General features: G+C 36.6%; 19 protein-coding genes. 12 read left to right on the top strand and 7 right to left on the bottom strand.

Going from position 1 to position 19272, the window contains the following annotated elements:
* Positions 1-59 precede the first annotated feature (59 nt).
* Positions 60-1613, top strand: a complete 1554-nt coding sequence (locus MHI47_RS17670) for a histidine kinase N-terminal 7TM domain-containing diguanylate cyclase (protein ID WP_340831705.1) — start codon at positions 60-62, stop codon at positions 1611-1613.
* A 161-nt stretch (positions 1614-1774) separates the two neighbouring features.
* Here the strand turns inward: MHI47_RS17670 and MHI47_RS17665 are convergent, their stop codons facing one another.
* Entirely contained in the window at positions 1775-3904 is a 2130-nt protein-coding gene (locus MHI47_RS17665; RefSeq protein ID WP_340831703.1) for an MMPL family transporter, read from the bottom strand.
* 105 nt (positions 3905-4009) lie between these two features.
* Here MHI47_RS17665 and MHI47_RS17660 point away from each other — a divergent pair, with 105 nt between their 5' ends.
* The gene (locus tag MHI47_RS17660) at positions 4010-4642 is read left to right on the top strand and encodes a pentapeptide repeat-containing protein (protein WP_093537486.1); all 633 of its coding nucleotides are present in this window, start codon (positions 4010-4012) and stop codon (positions 4640-4642) included.
* A gap of 71 nt (positions 4643-4713) precedes the next feature.
* Here the strand turns inward: MHI47_RS17660 and MHI47_RS17655 are convergent, their stop codons facing one another.
* Positions 4714-5712 (bottom strand): inorganic phosphate transporter, encoded by a 999-nt coding sequence (locus MHI47_RS17655; protein WP_340763784.1) that lies wholly within the window; start codon positions 5710-5712, stop codon positions 4714-4716.
* 12 nt (positions 5713-5724) lie between these two features.
* On the bottom strand, positions 5725-6345 hold the full coding sequence (locus MHI47_RS17650) for a DUF47 domain-containing protein (protein WP_093537488.1): 621 nt from the start codon (positions 6343-6345) through the stop codon (positions 5725-5727).
* 288 nt (positions 6346-6633) lie between these two features.
* On the opposite strand from MHI47_RS17650, the gene MHI47_RS17645 reads away from it, so the two are divergent.
* From MHI47_RS17645 to MHI47_RS17625, 5 genes are all read left to right on the top strand, one after another.
* Positions 6634-7152: an NfeD family protein gene (locus MHI47_RS17645; protein ID WP_093537489.1), complete on the top strand. Its 519-nt coding sequence runs from the start codon at positions 6634-6636 to the stop codon at positions 7150-7152.
* Between the two features lie 19 nt (positions 7153-7171).
* Complete coding sequence (locus MHI47_RS17640) at positions 7172-8689, top strand: flotillin family protein (protein ID WP_093537490.1); 1518 nt, start codon at positions 7172-7174, stop codon at positions 8687-8689.
* A gap of 126 nt (positions 8690-8815) precedes the next feature.
* Positions 8816-9751, top strand: coding sequence for an HD-GYP domain-containing protein (locus tag MHI47_RS17635; protein ID WP_340831701.1), 936 nt, complete (start codon positions 8816-8818; stop codon positions 9749-9751).
* 14 nt (positions 9752-9765) lie between these two features.
* Positions 9766-11142 (top strand): class II fumarate hydratase, encoded by a 1377-nt coding sequence (fumC, locus tag MHI47_RS17630; RefSeq protein WP_340763776.1) that lies wholly within the window; start codon positions 9766-9768, stop codon positions 11140-11142.
* 218 nt (positions 11143-11360) lie between these two features.
* Entirely contained in the window at positions 11361-11852 is a 492-nt protein-coding gene (locus MHI47_RS17625; RefSeq protein ID WP_340831699.1) for a PCYCGC motif-containing (lipo)protein, read from the top strand.
* Between the two features lie 110 nt (positions 11853-11962).
* Here MHI47_RS17625 and MHI47_RS17620 read toward each other — a convergent pair whose 3' ends face one another.
* Positions 11963-12832 carry a DUF3298 and DUF4163 domain-containing protein gene (locus MHI47_RS17620; protein WP_340831697.1) on the bottom strand — a complete coding sequence of 290 codons (870 nt, stop codon included), beginning with the start codon at positions 12830-12832 and terminating at the stop codon, positions 11963-11965.
* Positions 12829-13326, bottom strand: a complete 498-nt coding sequence (locus MHI47_RS17615) for a sigma-70 family RNA polymerase sigma factor (RefSeq protein WP_340763769.1) — start codon at positions 13324-13326, stop codon at positions 12829-12831. Before MHI47_RS17615 ends, MHI47_RS17620 begins: the two co-directional genes overlap by 4 nt.
* 191 nt (positions 13327-13517) lie before the next feature.
* On the opposite strand from MHI47_RS17615, the gene MHI47_RS17610 reads away from it, so the two are divergent.
* The 5 genes from MHI47_RS17610 (at position 13518) to MHI47_RS17590 (ending at position 17738) form a co-directional block, all read left to right on the top strand.
* Entirely contained in the window at positions 13518-13895 is a 378-nt protein-coding gene (locus MHI47_RS17610; protein ID WP_340763767.1) for a GntR family transcriptional regulator, read from the top strand.
* On the top strand, positions 13892-14764 hold the full coding sequence (locus MHI47_RS17605; protein ID WP_340770628.1) for an ABC transporter ATP-binding protein: 873 nt from the start codon (positions 13892-13894) through the stop codon (positions 14762-14764). The genes MHI47_RS17610 and MHI47_RS17605 overlap by 4 nt, the downstream gene beginning before the upstream one ends.
* Before the next feature lies 1 nt (position 14765).
* The gene (locus tag MHI47_RS17600) at positions 14766-15548 is read left to right on the top strand and encodes a hypothetical protein (protein WP_340831695.1); all 783 of its coding nucleotides are present in this window, start codon (positions 14766-14768) and stop codon (positions 15546-15548) included.
* A gap of 214 nt (positions 15549-15762) precedes the next feature.
* Positions 15763-16452: an ABC transporter ATP-binding protein gene (locus MHI47_RS17595; protein ID WP_340770624.1), complete on the top strand. Its 690-nt coding sequence runs from the start codon at positions 15763-15765 to the stop codon at positions 16450-16452.
* Positions 16452-17738 (top strand): ABC transporter permease, encoded by a 1287-nt coding sequence (locus tag MHI47_RS17590; protein WP_340763759.1) that lies wholly within the window; start codon positions 16452-16454, stop codon positions 17736-17738. The genes MHI47_RS17595 and MHI47_RS17590 overlap by 1 nt, the downstream gene beginning before the upstream one ends.
* A 50-nt stretch (positions 17739-17788) precedes the next feature.
* Here MHI47_RS17590 and MHI47_RS17585 read toward each other — a convergent pair whose 3' ends face one another.
* The gene (locus MHI47_RS17585; protein WP_340763757.1) at positions 17789-18055 is read right to left on the bottom strand and encodes a hypothetical protein; all 267 of its coding nucleotides are present in this window, start codon (positions 18053-18055) and stop codon (positions 17789-17791) included.
* 33 nt (positions 18056-18088) lie between these two features.
* On the bottom strand, positions 18089-19252 hold the full coding sequence (locus MHI47_RS17580; RefSeq protein ID WP_340763755.1) for a class I SAM-dependent methyltransferase: 1164 nt from the start codon (positions 19250-19252) through the stop codon (positions 18089-18091).
* Positions 19253-19272 lie beyond the last annotated feature (20 nt).

Below are 19272 nucleotides of genomic sequence, written 5' to 3'. Positions count from 1 at the left end.
TTATAATTTATATATAATAAATGTTATTAAATGAATAAAATGGAAACGGAGAAATATTCTTGTCACACATTCTGATCGTCATATTGGCGGGTACAATAAGTTTGTTTCTTAGCTTTTTTCTACGAGTAAAAGCTAAGGATGCTCCAGGTGTACAATCTTATATTAAAGTTACACTCTTATCATCGATTTTCACATTTGCTTATGCTTTTGAATTGGCAAGTACCTCCTTAACGGAGATGAAATTTTGGCTTGGGATCGAGTATCTTGCAATGCCTTTTATACCAGTACTTGTCCTGTTCATGTGTTTCGAGTATGTTGGATACAAAATTAAAACCTGGATATATACACTTTTCGTTATTCCGATCACTACGGTATTTATGATGCAAACAAATGACCTACATCATCTTTATTATAAATCGATGAGGATTAATAATAATGGCCCATTCCCTGTATTAGAGTTAGAATGGGGGCCCTGGTTTTATGTTCATGCTATTTCCCTGTTATTATGCTTAACAATATCCATCCTGGTATTGCTAAAGGAATACCGTAAGTCTTTGTTTTTGTTTCGTATGCAAACTGCATTGATGGTGGCGGGATTACTTACTCCAATAATAGCGAATTACTTTTATCTAAATGGTTCAAGTAATGGAATTGATGTTGGACCAATATCTTTGAGTATTACTTTTCTGTTTCACGGTGTGGCTCTTTTATCATTGAAAATGTTCAATGTGGCACCTATTGCTAGAGAAAGTGTATTTGAGAGTTTAACAGAGGGCATAATAGTATTAAATCAAAACAGGGTGGTCGTCGATTTTAATAAAGCTATACTCAATGTCATTCCGAATATAATGGCACATCATATTGGTAAACCAATTGCAGAAGTTCTTAGTAAAAATCCTATACTTTGGTCAAATTTAGATGAAGAAGTGGAGTGTGACTATACTAGCACCTTAGAAGGTCGAGCTACACACTTCCGTGTAAATTTCTCAGAGGTGATAAACAAAAGTGGATTACAGGTAGGTAAAATTATTACGTTTGTAAATGTTACCGAAAAGGTGCAAATGGAAGAAAAACTAAAACAATTAGCAAGTATGGATGGATTAACACAGATATTTAATCGCACATTTTTTATGAGAAAATCAGAAATGATTTTTGATAAGTTAATGAGGAGTGGCGGAAGTATTTCCGTTATCATGTTTGACATTGACTATTTTAAGAGGATAAATGATACGTTTGGTCACGAGGCAGGGGATAGGGTGTTGACTCGTGTTACAAGCGTAGTAAAGGAATACTTGTTAGTGAAAGACTGTATAGGACGATATGGCGGAGAAGAGTTCGTTATTTGTATGCCGGAAACCTCTTTAATGGAAGCGACGAATAGAGCGGATATTATTAGACAAGCAATTGCAGAGAATTCTACCATTGTGAATGGGGAGGAAATTGTCGTGACTTCAAGTTTTGGTATATCTAATGTAATGCTAGAAGTATGGAACGATAGCTACTCCATCCCACAACTAATAAGAGAAGCTGACCAAGCATTATACGCTGCCAAACATAAAGGTAGAAACCGAGTGGAGATTTATGAGGCAAACGAACATTTGGTAGAATTTTAGTATACATAACTCTTCAAAAGGTCAAGTGTACATCAGCAAAAGCCTAGTTCATAATGAACTAGGCTTTTTTAGATGGGTATAACCTTTTTTCTTTAATAGAACCTTTTTAAAAAAACAAGCACCGTTTTTTTACGGTGCTCGACATAAGTGAACTGCAACTATTAATGAAGATTTTTGGCTTTATAAGGTCCTTTTCTAAAAGGTAGCCACCAATTCCATTTGCCAAATAGTTTCATAAGACTTGGTACAAGTAATAGCCTGATGATGGAAGCATCAATCGCTACGGCAATTGCGATGCCGACACCAATTTGTTTAACAGGCATTACCTCAGTAAATGCAAAAGCCCCTGTAATAACAATCATGATTAAGGCAGCGGATGTAATAATCTTACTTGTTGAGGTCAAACCGTCAACGGTTGCCAAAGTATTATTTTGATGCTTCATGTATTCTTCCTGAATGCGGGAGATTAAGAAAACTTCATAGTCCATACTTAAACCAAATACGAGACTAAATACAATAACAGGAATAATTAATGCAATTGTAGTTTCCTCGATTCCAAAGTGACCGTACTGGAATATATAGACGAGAATTCCAAAAGTCGATGCAAGACCAATAATATTCATAATGATTGCTTTCAATGGTATTAAAATGGAACGGAATGCAATCATCAAGATGATAAAAGTAGAGCCTAAAATAATCGCTAATAACCATCCAACTTTATCAAATATCTCATCGAAAATTTCTTGGTTGAATTTAGGTTGGCCCCCTAGCTTAAAGTCGACACCTAAATCTTTTTCAGACCACTCTCGTGCCCAATCTTGTGCTTCATTGGAAGATCCATTTAAGTTTAAGGTTACTGGTACTAGTAATTTGTTGTCTTGAACAAAAGTATCAAGTAATGGTGTGAGCTGTGCTTCCACCTCTGGAACCATTAGACTCTGTTCCCACTGCTCTACAGTTGGGATCTCACTTGCTGTGAAAATAGTGTCAACCGTGGTGACATTATTATCTTCAAGTAGTCTCTCTTCAATTTTTTTAATGTCTTCTAAGCCAGCAGTACTATCCCAGCCATCTGTTCTCTCAGCAATCATATAGACTGTCGATTGATCACCTAGTCCAAACTCTTGGTCCATTAGTTCATATGCTTGTCTAGAATCATAAGTTTTTGGAAGTGAATCGACCTGTGGAATTGTCAATTCCATATTCTTCACAGGAATTATTCCGATACCTAACAAAATTAGTGCGACAAGTATTAATGTCACGGGACGCTTCATGACAAATGAAGCGAAGTTACGCCATTTAGTTGTAGCACCTGGTTTAACACGAATAATTGTCCATTTGTTAATACGTTCTTTTAATAGCATCAATATAGAAGGAAGCAAAGTAATAGACGAAAGTACTGCAATCGTTACGACAAGCATTCCACCAAGTGCAATGTTTTGGAATATCTCTACTTGCATAACGAGCATAGCTCCCAAACCAATAAATACACAAATTGCTGAGAAGATGATGGATCTACCAGCAGTTTGGATAGCGGTTTGTACAGCGTCGATTGTGGAATTCTTGGCAAGTTCCTCTTTGTAGCGATTGATAAGTAGTAGAGCAAAATCAATACTTAATGCCAATCCGAGCATTGGAATAATGTTCATAACAAAAATGGATAAATCCATCGTCTCACTAAATAAGGTCATCACACCGAAAGCGGATACCACTGTGACAATTCCTATAGCAAGTGGGATAAATGCTGCAACGACACTACCAAACGCAAGAAGTAATACAATAATTGCTATTGGTAATCCAATTGCCTCTGCACTCGCTAAGTCTTTCTGACTAGCACTATTAATATCTTTGTTAATAGCAGCACCACCAGTTAACGTAACGCCTTTCTCCCCGTCAATAGTTTCTCTGATGTCATCGACTGCACCTGTCATATCGGCATCTGAGTCGAAGTGAAGCATGGCATAGGCTACGTGATCTTTATATAAAGAGTCATCCTCTAAAGGAGATTGAATAGATTCTGCAATCTCAAGTTTTTCTATCTCCTGTAACGTTTCTTTGATGGTATCATCGGATGTTTGGTCAAAAACCACGAAAAGGGACTCAGCAGGAAAATCAAATGTTTTCGTTAATTCTTCCATTACCTCTGCGTGTTCCCCATCGGTACTAAATCCATCACCTTCCAATAGTCCAGGCAAACGAATAGCTAATACAGCTAAAGCGGCAAATAATAATAACCAAATACCTAGTATTACCTTATAGTGACGAGTCACTATTTTAGACAAGCCTTTCATGTAATTCCTCCTCCATTAAAACCTAGTTACATTGTAAAGCAAACAAAGACTAAAATACTAATATAATGGTAGAATATGAAGAGCAATTCCACAGGAGGGATTTCATTGAAGATAGCAGTACCAAAAATATCAAAATCATTACAAGAGCTAGATGTGCGACAAGCACTGTTGGAAGATTATTATGTATCAGATGGATTGGTCACTAAGCTAGAGTTAGACGAGGAGCAAGAAGATAAAATCGTTTTCGATCAAATACATTTTCGGGATATCTCTATGGAAGGTGTTCGATTTCAACAAGTAGAGTTTATTGATTGTATTATTGAAAAGTGTGACTTATCCAATGTGGATTTTGGGAATGCTGTATTCCATCGTGTAGAAATTCTTAGTTCGAAGTTAGTAGGAGCTAACATATCACAAAGCAGGATGACGGATGTAAAAGTGGTAGACACGGTTGCCAACTATGTAAGTTTGAGTTTTTCCAAATTGAAAAAAGTCTCCTTCACTAAAACGTCATTCAATCGTGCAGATTTTATAGAGACGACGTTTGATAAAGTAAATTTTGAAGGCTGTGAATTAAATGAAGCAAATTTCAATGGCACAGCTCTAAACGGTGTAGACTTAAGCTCGAATACATACGAACAATTAACCGTATCATTGGATAAAATGCAAGGTTGTACTGTCTCCACAGAACAAGCAATCGGCTTTGCTAAATCATTAGGTTTACAAATTAAAGAATAAGTTGTTTTAGGAGAGTTCTAATGAACAAAAAATGATCCCTTGTCCAAAAAGACAAAGGATCATTTTTTATATTAAAAGAATAAATTTAATGCTAGGAAAATAATGCCTGCCATTACAGCGGAAATTGGTAAAGTGATAATCCATGTTAAAACAATTTTTTTTGCAACTCCCCATTTTACACCTTTCACACGTTGAGCAGATCCAACTCCCATAATAGCAGAGGATATAACATGTGTAGTGGAAACTGGTAAATGAATAGTGGTAGCTCCGAAAATAATCATTGCAGAAGACAAGTCAGCTGCCGCTCCGTTAATAGGACGTATTTTCATGATTTTACCACCAACAGTTTTAATGATTTTATAACCACCAATAGAAGTACCAAGTCCCATTGCAGTAGCTGCAGCAACTCGAACCCATAATTGAATATCGTCATTTGTTTGCCATTCTGCAGCGATTAAAGCCATCGTAATAATCCCCATTGCTTTTTGCGCATCATTTGTACCATGCGTAAAGGATTGAAGGGCAGCAGTCCCAATTTGGAATATACGGAACTTCTTGTTTGTCCCATATAAACTCCCGTTTTTAAATATTACTTTAAATAATGACATCATTAAGAATCCGACAGCAAGGGCTAGAAATGGTGAAATAAGTAATGCTTGAATGATTTTTATGAAACCTTCCCAGTTTAATATTGCAAAACCAGAAGATGCCACTGCAGCACCGGCAATAGAGCCGATCAACGTATGTGACGAACTGGAAGGAATTCCGTAATACCAAGTAACTAGGTTCCAGATAATTGCAGAGAGTAATGCAGCTAAAATGATTAGCGAGCCATTTTGCAGAGCAAAAGGATCTACAATATCTTTTGTTATTGTTTTAGCAACTCCCGTAAAGGTTAAAGCACCTACAAAGTTCATAGCAGCTGCCATTAATACTGCCACTCTAGGTTTCAATGCTCTTGTGGAAACGGATGTGGCAATGGCGTTTGCAGTATCATGAAACCCATTGATGAAATCGAATGCAAGAGCAAAGACTACTACTAGAATGGTTAATATAAATACTGTTTCCATAAAGGTTTACTCCTACGCGTTTCGCATGATAATTGTTTCCAACGTATTTGCAACGTTTTGGCAATAATCAGCGATTTCTTCTAATTGTTCATATATATCTTTAAATTGAATAATGCGAATTGGATCTTTTTCATTTAAGAATAACTGTTTAATCGATGAACGAAGTACATCATCACATTTTCTCTCGTAATCTTTGATAAGGATGGAATGCTCATGCATCTTCAAAAGTTTTTTACTCGCTAGAAGCTCCATTGCTTTCACAATTTCATCTGTACTTTTCACGATATACCCTAAAAATGTACGCATAGATTCGTCAATTTCGATTAATGAAAACATTTCTAAATGAGCGGTAAAATTATCAATACCATCTAAAATGTCATCCATACGTATCGCAAGTTCAAGAATATCTTCACGCTCAATTGGAGTCATAAAGGATTTATTTAACATAACGATCAATTCATGTATTAATGTGTCTCCAGCAGTTTCGTAATTTTTTAAATGTACGCTGATTTCTTTTAAATCTGCAACCGTATTAATGCGGAAGTCATCTGCATAGTGAGCACTATCACGTACGTTTTCGGCAATTTTTAATAGAGACACGAAAAATGGATCGGGTTTTTTTGAACTAATCATAAAAGCCTCCTGGACTTAGTTAATATATTTACTTTTTCCTCAAATAGCATAACAAAAAAATTACTAAATCAACACATTTTTTACTCTAGATTATACAAATTTACAATCCTGTAACATTAGTTCGACAAATTAGAACTAATATACGTATTTTTTGTTGAAAATGGAGGGTTTTTGACAGAATTTAAAGAATAAGCGAAAAATTTTACGCAATATTAAGTTCTCGCAAAAAGTAGAATATATGAAACCTTCTGATTTTAGTTCCGTATATAGTACAAAGAGATTTATATAATGGAAGAGGTGATTGAAATAGAACAATTCTTTTTATATGGCCTAATTGGTATTGGACTAATTACAATTTTGTATGTGTTATTTGCAGATGCAATTGATGGAATGGACAATGGAATATTAAATCCAACAACGGTTCTTTCCTTCCTATTATTTATTTGTGCATCCGGTTTTATCTTATTGAAGCTAACAGAATGGGACGAAAAAATTGTCATTGTAGTAGCTCTTATTATTTCTAGTGTATTAACATTTTTACTTTACTTTTTCATACTAGTTCCGCTCGCTTCTGCAGAAGTATCGACAGCATATACGGATGAGTCACTTCAAGGACAGGTTGGAAGAGTTATTGTCCCGATACCAATAGACGGGTTTGGTGAAATAGTAATTGAAACAGTCAATGGGATCATTTCTAAAAGAGCGACAGGTTATGACAATGAGGAAATAGATTATGACAAAAAGGTGTTAATTATTGATGTAGACAAAGGTACCTTTTTAGTAAAAGAATATGTACCACTAGTATAAATAATAGGGGGAATTAGAAATGCAAATGGAAATGTTTATTGTTATTGGAATAGTAGTTTTTGTGATTATTGCCATTTTAGCAGTTTTTGTTACTAAGTATCGTACAGTTGGTCCTGATGAGGCACTAATTGTAACGGGAAGTTATTTAGGTTCTGGAAATGTACACACAGATGAATCTGGCAACCGCATTAAGATTATTCGTGGTGGTGGTGCATTTATCTTCCCGGTGTTTCAACAAGCAAAACCACTTAGTCTACTATCTAGTAAATTAGAAGTTACTACACCTGAAGTATATACGGAACAAGGTGTTCCAGTAATGGCAGATGGAACGGCAATTATTAAAATTGGTGGTTCTATTTCGGAAATTGCCACTGCAGCCGAACAGTTTTTAGGTAAGTCGAAAGAAGATCGTGAAAACGAAGCCAAGGAAGTATTAGAAGGTCATCTTCGTTCTATATTAGGTTCCATGACTGTAGAAGAAATTTATAAAAATCGAGATAAGTTCTCACAGGAAGTGCAAAGGGTAGCTTCTCAAGATTTAGCGAAAATGGGATTGGTCATTGTATCATTTACTATCAAAGATGTACGTGACAAAAACGGATACTTGGATTCCTTAGGGAAACCCAGAATTGCGCAAGTTAAGCGTGATGCAGACATTGCTACTGCAGAAGCTGAAAAAGAAACTCGTATCAAACGGGCAGAGGCTTCCAAAGATGCGCAAAGATCTGAAATAGAAAGAGCTACGGAAATTGCGGAATCTGAAAAAGATAATCAGTTAAAGGTTGCGGAATATCGTCGCGAATCGGATATTGCCAAAGCCCGTGCAGACCAAGCATATGAATTAGAAACGGCGCGTTCTAAGCAGGATGTTATTGAGCAAGAAATGCAAATTCAAATTATTGAGCGTCAAAAACAAATAGAACTAGAAGAAAAAGAGATTCTAAGAAGAGAGAAGCAATATGATTCTGAGGTGAAGAAAAAAGCCGATGCAGATCGCTATGCTATTGAACAAAATGCAGAAGCTTCTAAGTCTCGTGAAATGGCAGAGGCTGATGCGGAGAAGTATAGAATAGAAGCTAAAGCAAAGGCTGATGCGGAGAAGGTACGCTTAGATGGTCAAGCAAAAGCAGATTCTCAGCGGGCACAGGGTGAATCAGAGGCAGATGTTATTCGATTGAAAGGTCTTGCCGAAGCAGAAGCTAAACGTAAGATAGCAGAAGCTTTTGAAATGTACGGTCAAGCAGCTGTTCTCGATATGATTGTTCATATGCTTCCTGAGTACGCTAAACAAATTGCAAGTCCTCTTGCTAATATCGATAAAATAACGGTTGTGGACACTGGCAGCGGAGAAGGTGGAGGAGCTAACAAAGTCACCTCTTATGCAACGAACTTGATGTCTACTCTTCAAGAAACTCTAAAAGCATCTTCTGGAATTGATGTAAAAGAAATGCTTGAAAGTTATGCGGGTAAAGGGAATATACGTCCAAGTATTGACCGTTTAACGGAAGAAATAATAAATGTAAATGAAACTCCATAACGTTTTAATGAAAAAAACCTATGAAAATGTTCATAGGTTCTTTTTATTGTATTTCTTTTAAGTTAATTGAATTGTATAATAAAAGCAGATAAAGCAGAATGTTGTCATAGGTATGGGGGATGAAATATGTTAACCGTTGAACAAATACAGGATATACGTATAAAAGCATACCTACCGAGAGTATTTACCGATCAATCGGTTACAACCTATCTTGGAAGTGCAGAAGATATTTCTTACTCTCTATATACATTGTTTCCTAACACAACAACTTGGGTTTATAATAACTCAAATAATTCGGCTGATTTTGTAGAGCGATATACGATTTTAACTGGTGTTTTAGACATAGATTGCGATGGACAAAAGTTTATATTGCATCAAGGCGATGTCATTGATGTCAATAAGTGTACTGGAGTCGTCACCTGTAATGCAGAATCACATGTCGAGATTTTATTTGAAATGACTTCTTCGATATTTGAAAAGAGCTTTTCTGAGCGTGAAATTATCCAAAGAGATGCTAAACGTATTCAAGAAGTAGACGGATATACTTATCATCATTGCTCGCGAATTCGTGATTATTCTATCGAACTCTGGAAAAAAATGAGACCAGGTCGCCAAGGCGTTGCTATTATATCGATGGGTTCGTACTTTCATGATATAGGTAAGTTGGCAATTCCTTTAGAAATACTAAACAAAACGGGTAAGTTAACTGACGAAGAATGGAAAGTCATTAAAATGCATACAACTCTAGGGGCAGAAATGATGCGTAATCATGAAATTGAACGTATACGAAAAGCCGCTTTTATTGTAGAAGAACATCATGAAAGGTATGATGGAAAAGGATATCCATATGGCTTAATGGGAGATGAAATTTCTATAGAGGCTTCGATTGTTTCTGTAGTAGATGCATTTGATGCAATGACTACGAATCGAATATACCGCAAGGCGATGACCATTGAGGAAGCGATCCAAGAGATGAAAGATGGAAAAGGCACTCAATTTCACCCAGAGGTAGTGGATGAATTTTTAGCAATGTTGGAAGAAAAACAAAATAAATGGATTTAAAAGGAGCGAGGTTAATGTCTTATCGTATTGAGCATGACTCTATGGGAGAAATAAAAGTTCCAGAAGATAGTCTTTGGGGAGCCCAAACTCAAAGATCCAAACAAAATTTTAAAATTGGCACAGAAAAGATGCCAATTGGCGTAATTCATGGATTGGCCCTTTTAAAAAAATCTGCAGCAGTTGTAAGTCATTCGTTAGGCAACCTGTCGGAAGCGAAAAAAGATGCTATCGCAGAAGCAGCAGATGAAATTTTAGCTGGTAAACTAGACGCGCATTTTCCTTTAGTTGTATGGCAAACAGGTAGCGGTACTCAATCTAATATGAATGTTAATGAAGTGATCGCTTACAGAGGGAATCAGTTATTAGAGGAAAAGGGAAGCGAAGAGCGTCTTCATCCGAACGATGATGTAAATAAATCACAAAGCTCCAATGATACTTTTCCAACGGCGCTTCATATTGCTGGAGTACTTGCAATAGAAAACCAACTACTCCCAGCAATTGATGTCTTAAAGGGAACATTAGGAAAAAAATCCGAGCAATTTATGGATATTATAAAAATCGGTCGTACACATCTACAGGATGCGACTCCTCTATCAGTAGGACAAGAGTTTAGTGGCTGGCATCGGATGCTAGAGAAATCAGCAAAAATGATTACACAAAGCGTAGAAGATATGAAGGAGCTTGCAATTGGTGGAACAGCCGTTGGAACAGGTTTAAATGCTCCCAAAGGCTTTGGTGACCAAGTGGCAGCGGAAATTTCTAAAGCACTAGGAATTGAATTTACCTCTGCTAAAAACAAATTTCATTCGTTAACAAGCTATGATGATGTTGTTTATGTCCATGGTGCTGTAAAAGCATTAGCTGCAGACTTGATGAAAATTGCAAATGATGTACGTTTACTTGCAAGTGGACCGCGTTCAGGTATTGGAGAAATTTCTATTCCAGAAAACGAACCAGGAAGTTCTATTATGCCAGGTAAAGTAAATCCAACTCAAAGTGAGGCGATGACAATGGTTGTTGCCCAAGTAATGGGGAATGACACAACGATCAGCTTTGCAGCAAGCCAAGGGAATTACCAATTAAATGTCTTTAAACCAGTAATCATTTACAATTTCCTACAATCAGTTGGATTATTAAGTGATGCTATTCTAAGCTTTAATAATAATTGTGCAGTGGGAATTGAACCTAACTTAGATACGATTAAGCACCATGTAAATAACTCATTAATGCTCGTAACAGCATTAAACCCATATATCGGGTATGAGAATGCCGCTAAAATAGCTAAACATGCACATAAAAACGGTACAACATTAAAAGAGGCAGCAATCGAGCTAGAACTTCTGACTGCTGACAAATTTGATGAAATAGTAAAACCGGAAAATATGATTTAATATTTAAAGAAAAGCGAAAGCGCCTATGTAAGCCCTGAAAAGCGCTGGAAGAAATGCAATAAAGGCGTTTTTTGCCTAGGGGAAGTCAGTCTAAGTTCGCGACGTCGTGTCGCAATGACTGACTGACCCGCATCGTGCGGCCCCGCAATTCTGAAGCGACTCGAAGGGCTAGGCGCTGGAGCTAGACTGATAATATGTAAAAAGGATTGTATATGATTATGAAAAAAGTATTACTTATGTTACTAAGCAGTATATTATTGCTTTCCGCATGTGGACAGGAAAATAAGCAAGAAAATCATGAAGAACACGAGGATCATGTTGGTCATCTAGAAAATGGGGATTTACAAGAAACAACAGCTTCATCAGATATATTGCCTGCATTTTTAGATGCTCAGTCCGAGGACATGAAGCTCGTTTATCAAGCAGCTGCAAAAGCGAATGATGTACTAAAATGGATGCCTTGTTATTGTGGTTGTGGAGATAGTGCAGGACACAAAAGTAATTTCAACTGCTTCGTCCATGAGATAAAGGAAAATGGAGAGGTCGTTTGGGATGATCATGGAACTCGTTGCGCAGCCTGTTTAGAAACGGCTATCGCATCAATTCAAATGGTACAAGAGGGTAAATCACGAGTAGAAATTCGTAATACAATTGATGAAACGTATAAAGAAGGCTATGCAAAACCAACCGAAACACCGATGCCCTCATAACTAAAAAATAAACTGCTCCTTCTCACATTTCGTGAGAAGGAGCAGTTTTTAAATACCATGATTTTAGTAACTGGTGAATAAATATGATTATCACGCGAATATCCCTGAAATCATCGAATATAATAATCGCTGATTAGCTCTTCTTTTATAATACCGCTTGGTATTTCAAAAGTAATAACTCCCATAGAACCTGGTGCCACCTCATACTTATCGAAGGAAATAGTCAGTTTGTGATCAGCCGTAATAGAGAACGTTTGATCTGGACGAATGGTTTCAAAACCAATTTCTTCTTCACTTGCGACCCAATACGTAATTGTTTCATCTGCTTCCATCTCTTTAGACATTTCACTCTTGATATAGCTGGAAATTACGTTTATATATCCGTTGTCTTTAAAAAGACTAGGCAGTGTGATGAGGATTTCATTTTTCTTGTCGATTGTATCGGTTCTCATAGTAGTGGATGAAGAACCTACTATATTTGCCTCGTAGCGGCTGATAGAGAGAATCTCATCTGTATCCGTTACTACTTCATACGTAGAAACTACACCAAGATTACCCCCGCCAACTTCCTTCAGTGCTTCCATCTCTTTTTGAAAGCCTTCATAAAGTACTTTGTTTTCTGCTATATATTTTTCATTTAGACTATTTTCTAATTCTTTATTAGTTAATCCAGTAATATTTGGTACTTTTAAATCCGCGTTATATGTGTCCTCTTCTATAATTATTTCCTGTACCGAAACGACTTGAATGATGGATCCAAGTACAGGCACTGTGGAAAGGGATTGAGCGAGAGCAGGACTCATATTAACACTAGCTACAAATATTGCTGCAGCTGCAGCAATGCCAATTCCAAGCTTTTTGAAAGAAGGCTTCTTTTGTTCCATTTTTACAGTTTGAATAGATTTACTTACTAATTGCTCTAACTCTGATGGAATTTCAATATCGTTATACTGTTTTTTAGATTCATTTAACTTGCTCATGCTTTCACCTTCTCTTCCATAGTGGAACGTAATTTCCTAAGAGATGCATACAATCTAGTTTTAATTGTGTTTGAATTTATACCAAGTGTTATTGCAATGTCTTCTATTTTCATATCCTCAAAAAAACGAAGGATTATTAGTGTCTTCTGTTTTGGTGCTAAATGGTCAATTGCCTCATACAGGTCGATGTCCGGTATTTCCATTTCGTTGGAAGGTAGGTGGAAGTCTAAAACTTCATCCTCGACGACAACCATTCGTTTGTTTTTGTTAATAAAATCTATGGAAGTATTTATTAATATTCGGTAAAACCACGTTTTTAAATATTGGATTTGCTCAAGTGAATCAATCGACTTTAATGCTTTCATAATGCTCTCCTGGATAATGTCCAAGGCAGATTCCTTATTTTTTACATAGCTATAAGCAAGTCGGTAATGGGCGTTTTGATTTTCAACTATATAATTTTCCACTAGCTGAAACTTTTCTGATTTTGTCATGACAGGGGTATGCTCCTTTTTCTTGCTGTAACGTTCGAACGTATTAATTATTAGACTGGGTTAGCTGAAAAAAAGTTTGCCTTTTATTAATATTAACGGCAAATCTTCTGCTTGACGAAAAATATCCCACCTGGTATGGTTATACACATAAGTATATAACCATATAAGTAATAAGGAGAGAGGTTATTGTAGTGAGCACACTTTTCGACCATGACAAACCGATCTATTTGCAAATCCGAGAAAAAATTGAAGACCAAATTGTAAACGATCAATTAAAAGAAGGTGAGCAGGCCCCTTCTACGAATCAATTAGTTAGCTTTTACAAGATAAATCACGCAACCGTATCAAAAGGGGTCAACCAATTAGTAGAAGAAGGAATATTATTTAAAAAGCGAGGGATAGGGATGTTCGTAGCAGAAGGAGCTAAAGGAGTGCTCGTGCAAAAACGGAAAGAAGCATTTGTAGATGATTATATAGTAGGTCTAGTGAGGGAAGCTGACAAGTTAGGTATAACAGAAAAGGAAATCGTTCATCTAATAAGCAAAGTGAAAAGGAGTGATCTTCAATGAATTTTAATGTTTCAGTAAACAATTTGAGCTTAACCTATGGTTCCTATCCCGCATTAAAAGACGTTTCTTTCATCCTAAATGAACCTAAAATTTACGGGTTATTAGGAAGAAATGGTGCAGGGAAAACATCTCTACTTTCTATCTTGGCATCGTTCAGAGAACAAACCGGCGGAACTATTGCAATAGGTGGCGAAGCTCCATTTGAGAATGCAGAAATTATGAAGCATGTATCTTTCATTTTCAATAAAGACTATAAAGATGAATCAGATAATGTAAAAGAATCACTCGAGTATGTTGGGAGATACCGTTCTCAATTTGATGCAGAATACGCTGACTACTTAGTAGAGAAGTTTAAACTTCCATTAAAGAAACCAATAAAAGAATTCTCGAAGGGTATGCAGTCCGCTCTAAACGTAACGATAGGTTTAGCAAGTAGATCCCCGATTACGATATTCGATGAGGCATACTTGGGAATGGATGCTCCAACTAGAGATATATTTTACCGTGAGTTGCTAGAAGACCAATCGAACCATCCGCGCATCATTATACTCTCTACACATCTAGTTTCTGAAATGGATTATTTGTTTGATGAAGTAATAATATTGCATAAAGGAAGTATTGTGTTACAAGAGGATTTTGAGTCCCTTGTTACAAAGGGCTCTTCCATTACAGGCGCAGCGGAGGTTGTAGACGAGTTTGTACGCCCGATGAAACAGTTAAATAGTCAACAATTGGGTAATACAAAATCTGTAATGGTATATGGTGAACTAAGTGAGCATGACAGAAAAGTAGCTCGGCAAAGGGGACTGGAGATTGGTCCAATTTCACTTCAAGATCTGTTTATACATTTGACAGAAGGGGATGATTAAATTGAAAAAAGCAAGCATTTTTCCGAAAGTAGCAACAGATTTGTTTTGGGTTCAATTATTTTGGGCATTTGGATTTTTAGGAATAATGTTCGTTATTCATCTAATAAAAATAGTAATGGCTATAAATAGCAACAATGACATAGAAATCTACTTTGTCTCTACATTTGTAGCTGCAAATATATTTATGCTAGTGGTCGGCATTATCTCATCGTATGGATTTTTACCTCACTATGTCAGTAATGGAGTAACGAGAAAAGATTACTTTAAGGGAGCAGCACTTGCTTCTGTTGGACTTTCTATTGCACTTCCAGTGATTACGAGTATAGTGGCAGTAATTGAATTATTCATCTTAAAAATGTTTAATATGTCATCAATTTTTACGACTACTTTTGGTGAAAGAGTCAACATGGAAGATGATGGGTTAATCGTTGAGGTTATTCAATCCATTATTATAGCTCCATATGTCGATCCACAAAGTAACTGGTTGTTAGCAATATTCATCGTTATTTTAAACCTCTTAACGTTTTATCTGCTAGGTTGGTTAATAGGAAGTGCCTTTTACGGTTTTGGTGTGGTGATTGGTCTAGTGTTTATCGGTATTTCCATTGTCTTAGTCTTTATAGAAAATGCATTATTAAGTATAGGATTAGGGCTAACAGTACCAGAAAGGCTTTCCTCGTATGACTTTGGTTTACCAATATCCATAATAGGTGTGGTGGCAATTATAATTATAGTTCTATGGGTTATTCGCCAGCTTACAAAGAAAGTTGCTATTAAAATGTAATAAAGGGATAAGAGTGTACGAAGTGAAAACTTTGTGCACTTTTTTGTTTTTGACAGTGTCCCGTTCCGGGCGCCAGCCCTTCCAGAGCTATTCAGGGCTACCAGGGCCCCCTCCGCATTTCAGACTATCTTAAGAATTTCTTCATTTTTATCCTTCTAAAATGTTAAGAAATGAAGGATACAATGAAATGAGTAGTGAAACGGGAGGTAAAAAGATGATAAAAGTGAAGCAAGTGAATCATACATTCCTAATAGGGAAAAAAGGAAAGGAAAAGAAAGTACCGGTCTTAAAAGGCTTATCCTTCGAAGTGGAAAAGGGAGAAATCGTGGCAATTGTAGGGAAAAGCGGCTCGGGTAAGTCAACTTTGCTTCATACGATAGCAGGGTTTATGAGCCCTGAACAAGGCTCCATAACAGTAAATGGACAGGAAACAGCTAATTTAAATGAAACAGAAAGAGCAGCATTCCGATTAAATAACTTCGGCTTCATCTTTCAAAATTTTCAACTGATGCCTGGATTAACAGCTTTTGAAAATGTAGAACTACCACTAAAACTAAAGGGCATATCCGCTAAGCAAAGAAAAACGAGTGTTAAACAAATGATGGACAAGGTAGGTTTGACAGAGGTTGGAGACCATTATCCAAATGAATTGTCGGGGGGACAGCAGCAGCGTGTGAGTATTGCTCGAGCATTAATAACGAATCCACCGATATTATTTGCAGATGAACCAACGGGGAGTTTAGATTCTGAAACGGAGCAAGATATATTATTGCTAATACAAAATTTAAATCAAACGCTTGGTGTAACGTTTGTGATGATTACACACGATGAGGAAGTTGCTAGTATTGCCCATCGAACATTTAAAATGCGCGACGGGGAATTAGTGAAGGGGGATTTACAGTAATGTTATTTAAAGATCAGGTCGATTTTGTTCGCCAACATATTAAGAAAAATAAATTACGTGTATTTATGACTATTCTTGCCGCAACGATGGGTTGTGCATTTTTAATCGTATTAGCTTCTATTGGATTTGGTATTCAAGATACGATGCGCAAGGAAATACTTCAAGATCAAGCCATCACGCAGGTAGAAGTTTTCCCGAGTGAAAATGAAGAATTGAACCTTAAAGAAATCAAAGCTGTACCATTTATTGGAGCAATCGTCCAAAGAACTAGCATGGATACAATGACAAGCTTCCATTTTGAGGATCGAATGATGTCAGGAGACTTGCGCTTAACTGACATGAAAGAGGAAGAACAATCAAACCTTAAATTATCAGAAGGACGATTGCCCAAAAATGAATCGGAGATAATAGTAGGGTATCACTTTGCTCAGAACTTGTGGACAGATGCAGAACGTATAAAAGTAGAAGAGGGAGTAGAGGAAGCGGATCTTCCTAAGGGATATGAAAAGTCGATTATAGGTAAAGAAGTTTCTCTATCCTTACAACCGTATGAATCGGAGAGTGCATTTCCAGAACAGTGGGATTTTACAGTAGTAGGAGTGATGGAAAATCCAGCAAAAGATTGGATAGTAGATTCAAGCATTCTAATGGATGAATCATGGTTACCGAAATTAACAGCAGCTTATGAAGCAAATGGAGAACAAGTTCCTGAAATTTATACAAACACCAAAATTTATACATCTAGTTTAGAGCATGTGAAATCAGTTACAAAAGATTTAAAGGATATGGGCTATAACGTCTTTTCTGTATCAGAGCAATTAGAACAGATCGATGTATTTTTTATGGCTTTTAAAATTGGACTAATCTTTGTTGGGACTATTGCAATTCTTATATCATCTATAGGTATTTTCAACACAATGACAATGGCCGTAACTGAACGAACTCGTGAGATTGGCGTGATGAAAGCAATCGGAGCTAGTCCTAAGCTAATTCAACGATTGTTCCTGATGGAAAGTGCGTGGATTGGGATAATCGGAACTCTACTAGCGATCGTTATTTCCTACGCAGTGAGCTTCCTAGCTAACTGGTTACTCCCGCTGGTTGTTGGCGCTGCTCTAGGAGAGGATGAGTTCTCAGATTTATCTATCACGTTCTCGTTAATCCCTTGGCAGTTAGTGCTTCTTGCATCAGCTATGAGTATCGGAGTCGCAATGATTTCTGGTTGGAGACCAGCTCGCAAAGCAACAAAAATAGACGTGATTCAAGCATTACGTCAGGAGTTATAAAGAAAAGAGTGAGCAAGAAGTGTCTTAAGACATTCCTTGCTCACTCTTTTTTATACGGAAATCGTAAAATAAGCGATAAACAGTATAAACACAACGACTGCATTTATTAAATTATATTTAGTTCTAGAGATCGGTTTATTTAGTTTATCTGATTTATTTATTAATACAATCCCCAGATAGGTAACGAAAATTGCCAAAAACAAAGCGAATATTGGAGGCATTGCATAAACGCGGGCATCAATAAAATGCACAATAATAATTGCGATGGCCATAGCAAAACCATAAGCCACTTTTTTAATTGTTGGTTCTTTCATCATAAGATCCTCCGGCGGCATAGTATTTCAATCTTTTCAATTCAGATAATCTTTCAATTCATTCTCCAAAAATGGTTTTGCATTAAGTAGCTGCTTAAATTGCTGATAACTTGCCATTTGTTCTGTGGTAGGTTTTTTTCCTGTTTTATAGGCACGTATCAATATGTTTTTAGGGGTGTTTTCCATATCGATAAATTCTACTAATTGTGCTTCGTACCCGACCATATTTAAAATCTCTGCTCGAATGGAGTCCGTCGCTAAAGCAGCGAAACGTTCTTTTATCAAACCATGTTTTAACATTATATCTAGACCAGGTGCTTCTAACTGTGTATTTAATTCGTGCTGACAGCAAGGTACACTTAATATAACACTAGCACCCCATTTAACTGCTCTTGCAAGTGCCATATCAGTTGCCACATCGCAGGCGTGAAGCGTCACAACCATATCTACCGCAGTTTCGTCATTATAGTCATTTATATCTCCTACTAGAAACTCTAACTGCTCGTATCCTAAATCATTGGCTATTTGAGCACATTCTTCAATTACTTCTTTTTTCAAATCAAGACCAGTAACTCGAATATCAAGTCCTTTTTCGATTTTCAAGTAATGATACAGTGCGAATGTCAAATAAGATTTACCTGAACCAAAATCGAGAATTCTAACGGCCTTATCCTTTGGTAAATAGGCAAGGGTGTCATCGATAAATTCGATAAAACGATTTATTTGTTTAAATTTATCGTACTTTTGCTTTTTGACTTTTCCATCTGCTGTTTGGACACCTAAGCGTATAAGAAAAGGGTATGGTGTATTCGCATCCAATAAATAATTCTTTTTACGGTTATGAGAGAGGTCTACAGCTTTAGAGACAGTGGCTTTTTCTGATTTCCACATAACTTTGTTTTTCTTGGAAAGCTGAGCCTGTACTTTTTCTTCTCTGAAATCTATATGAAACTGACGGAACTGTTCTAAGAGTCCATCTAATGTCTCTGAAAAAGCATCTAAAGCAATATTCTCATGCTTTAATATTCTTTCGTACTGGTATTCTAATTGGATATGATACGTATTCTTTATCTCGATTGGTTTCAATTTTACACGTTTCACTTCATTAGACTTTGCGCGTGGTTGACTAATAGTTGCCGTGACTAGTTGCTTCGTGACTATTTGCTCAAGCATGTATTCTTTCATTTCTTGAAATTCCATAAAATCGCCTACTTTTTCGT

Source organism: Psychrobacillus sp. FSL H8-0487, assembly GCF_038008385.1.
Lineage (GTDB): Bacteria > Bacillota > Bacilli > Bacillales_A > Planococcaceae > Psychrobacillus > Psychrobacillus psychrotolerans.
This window is presented reverse-complemented; position numbering and strand designations above follow the sequence as displayed.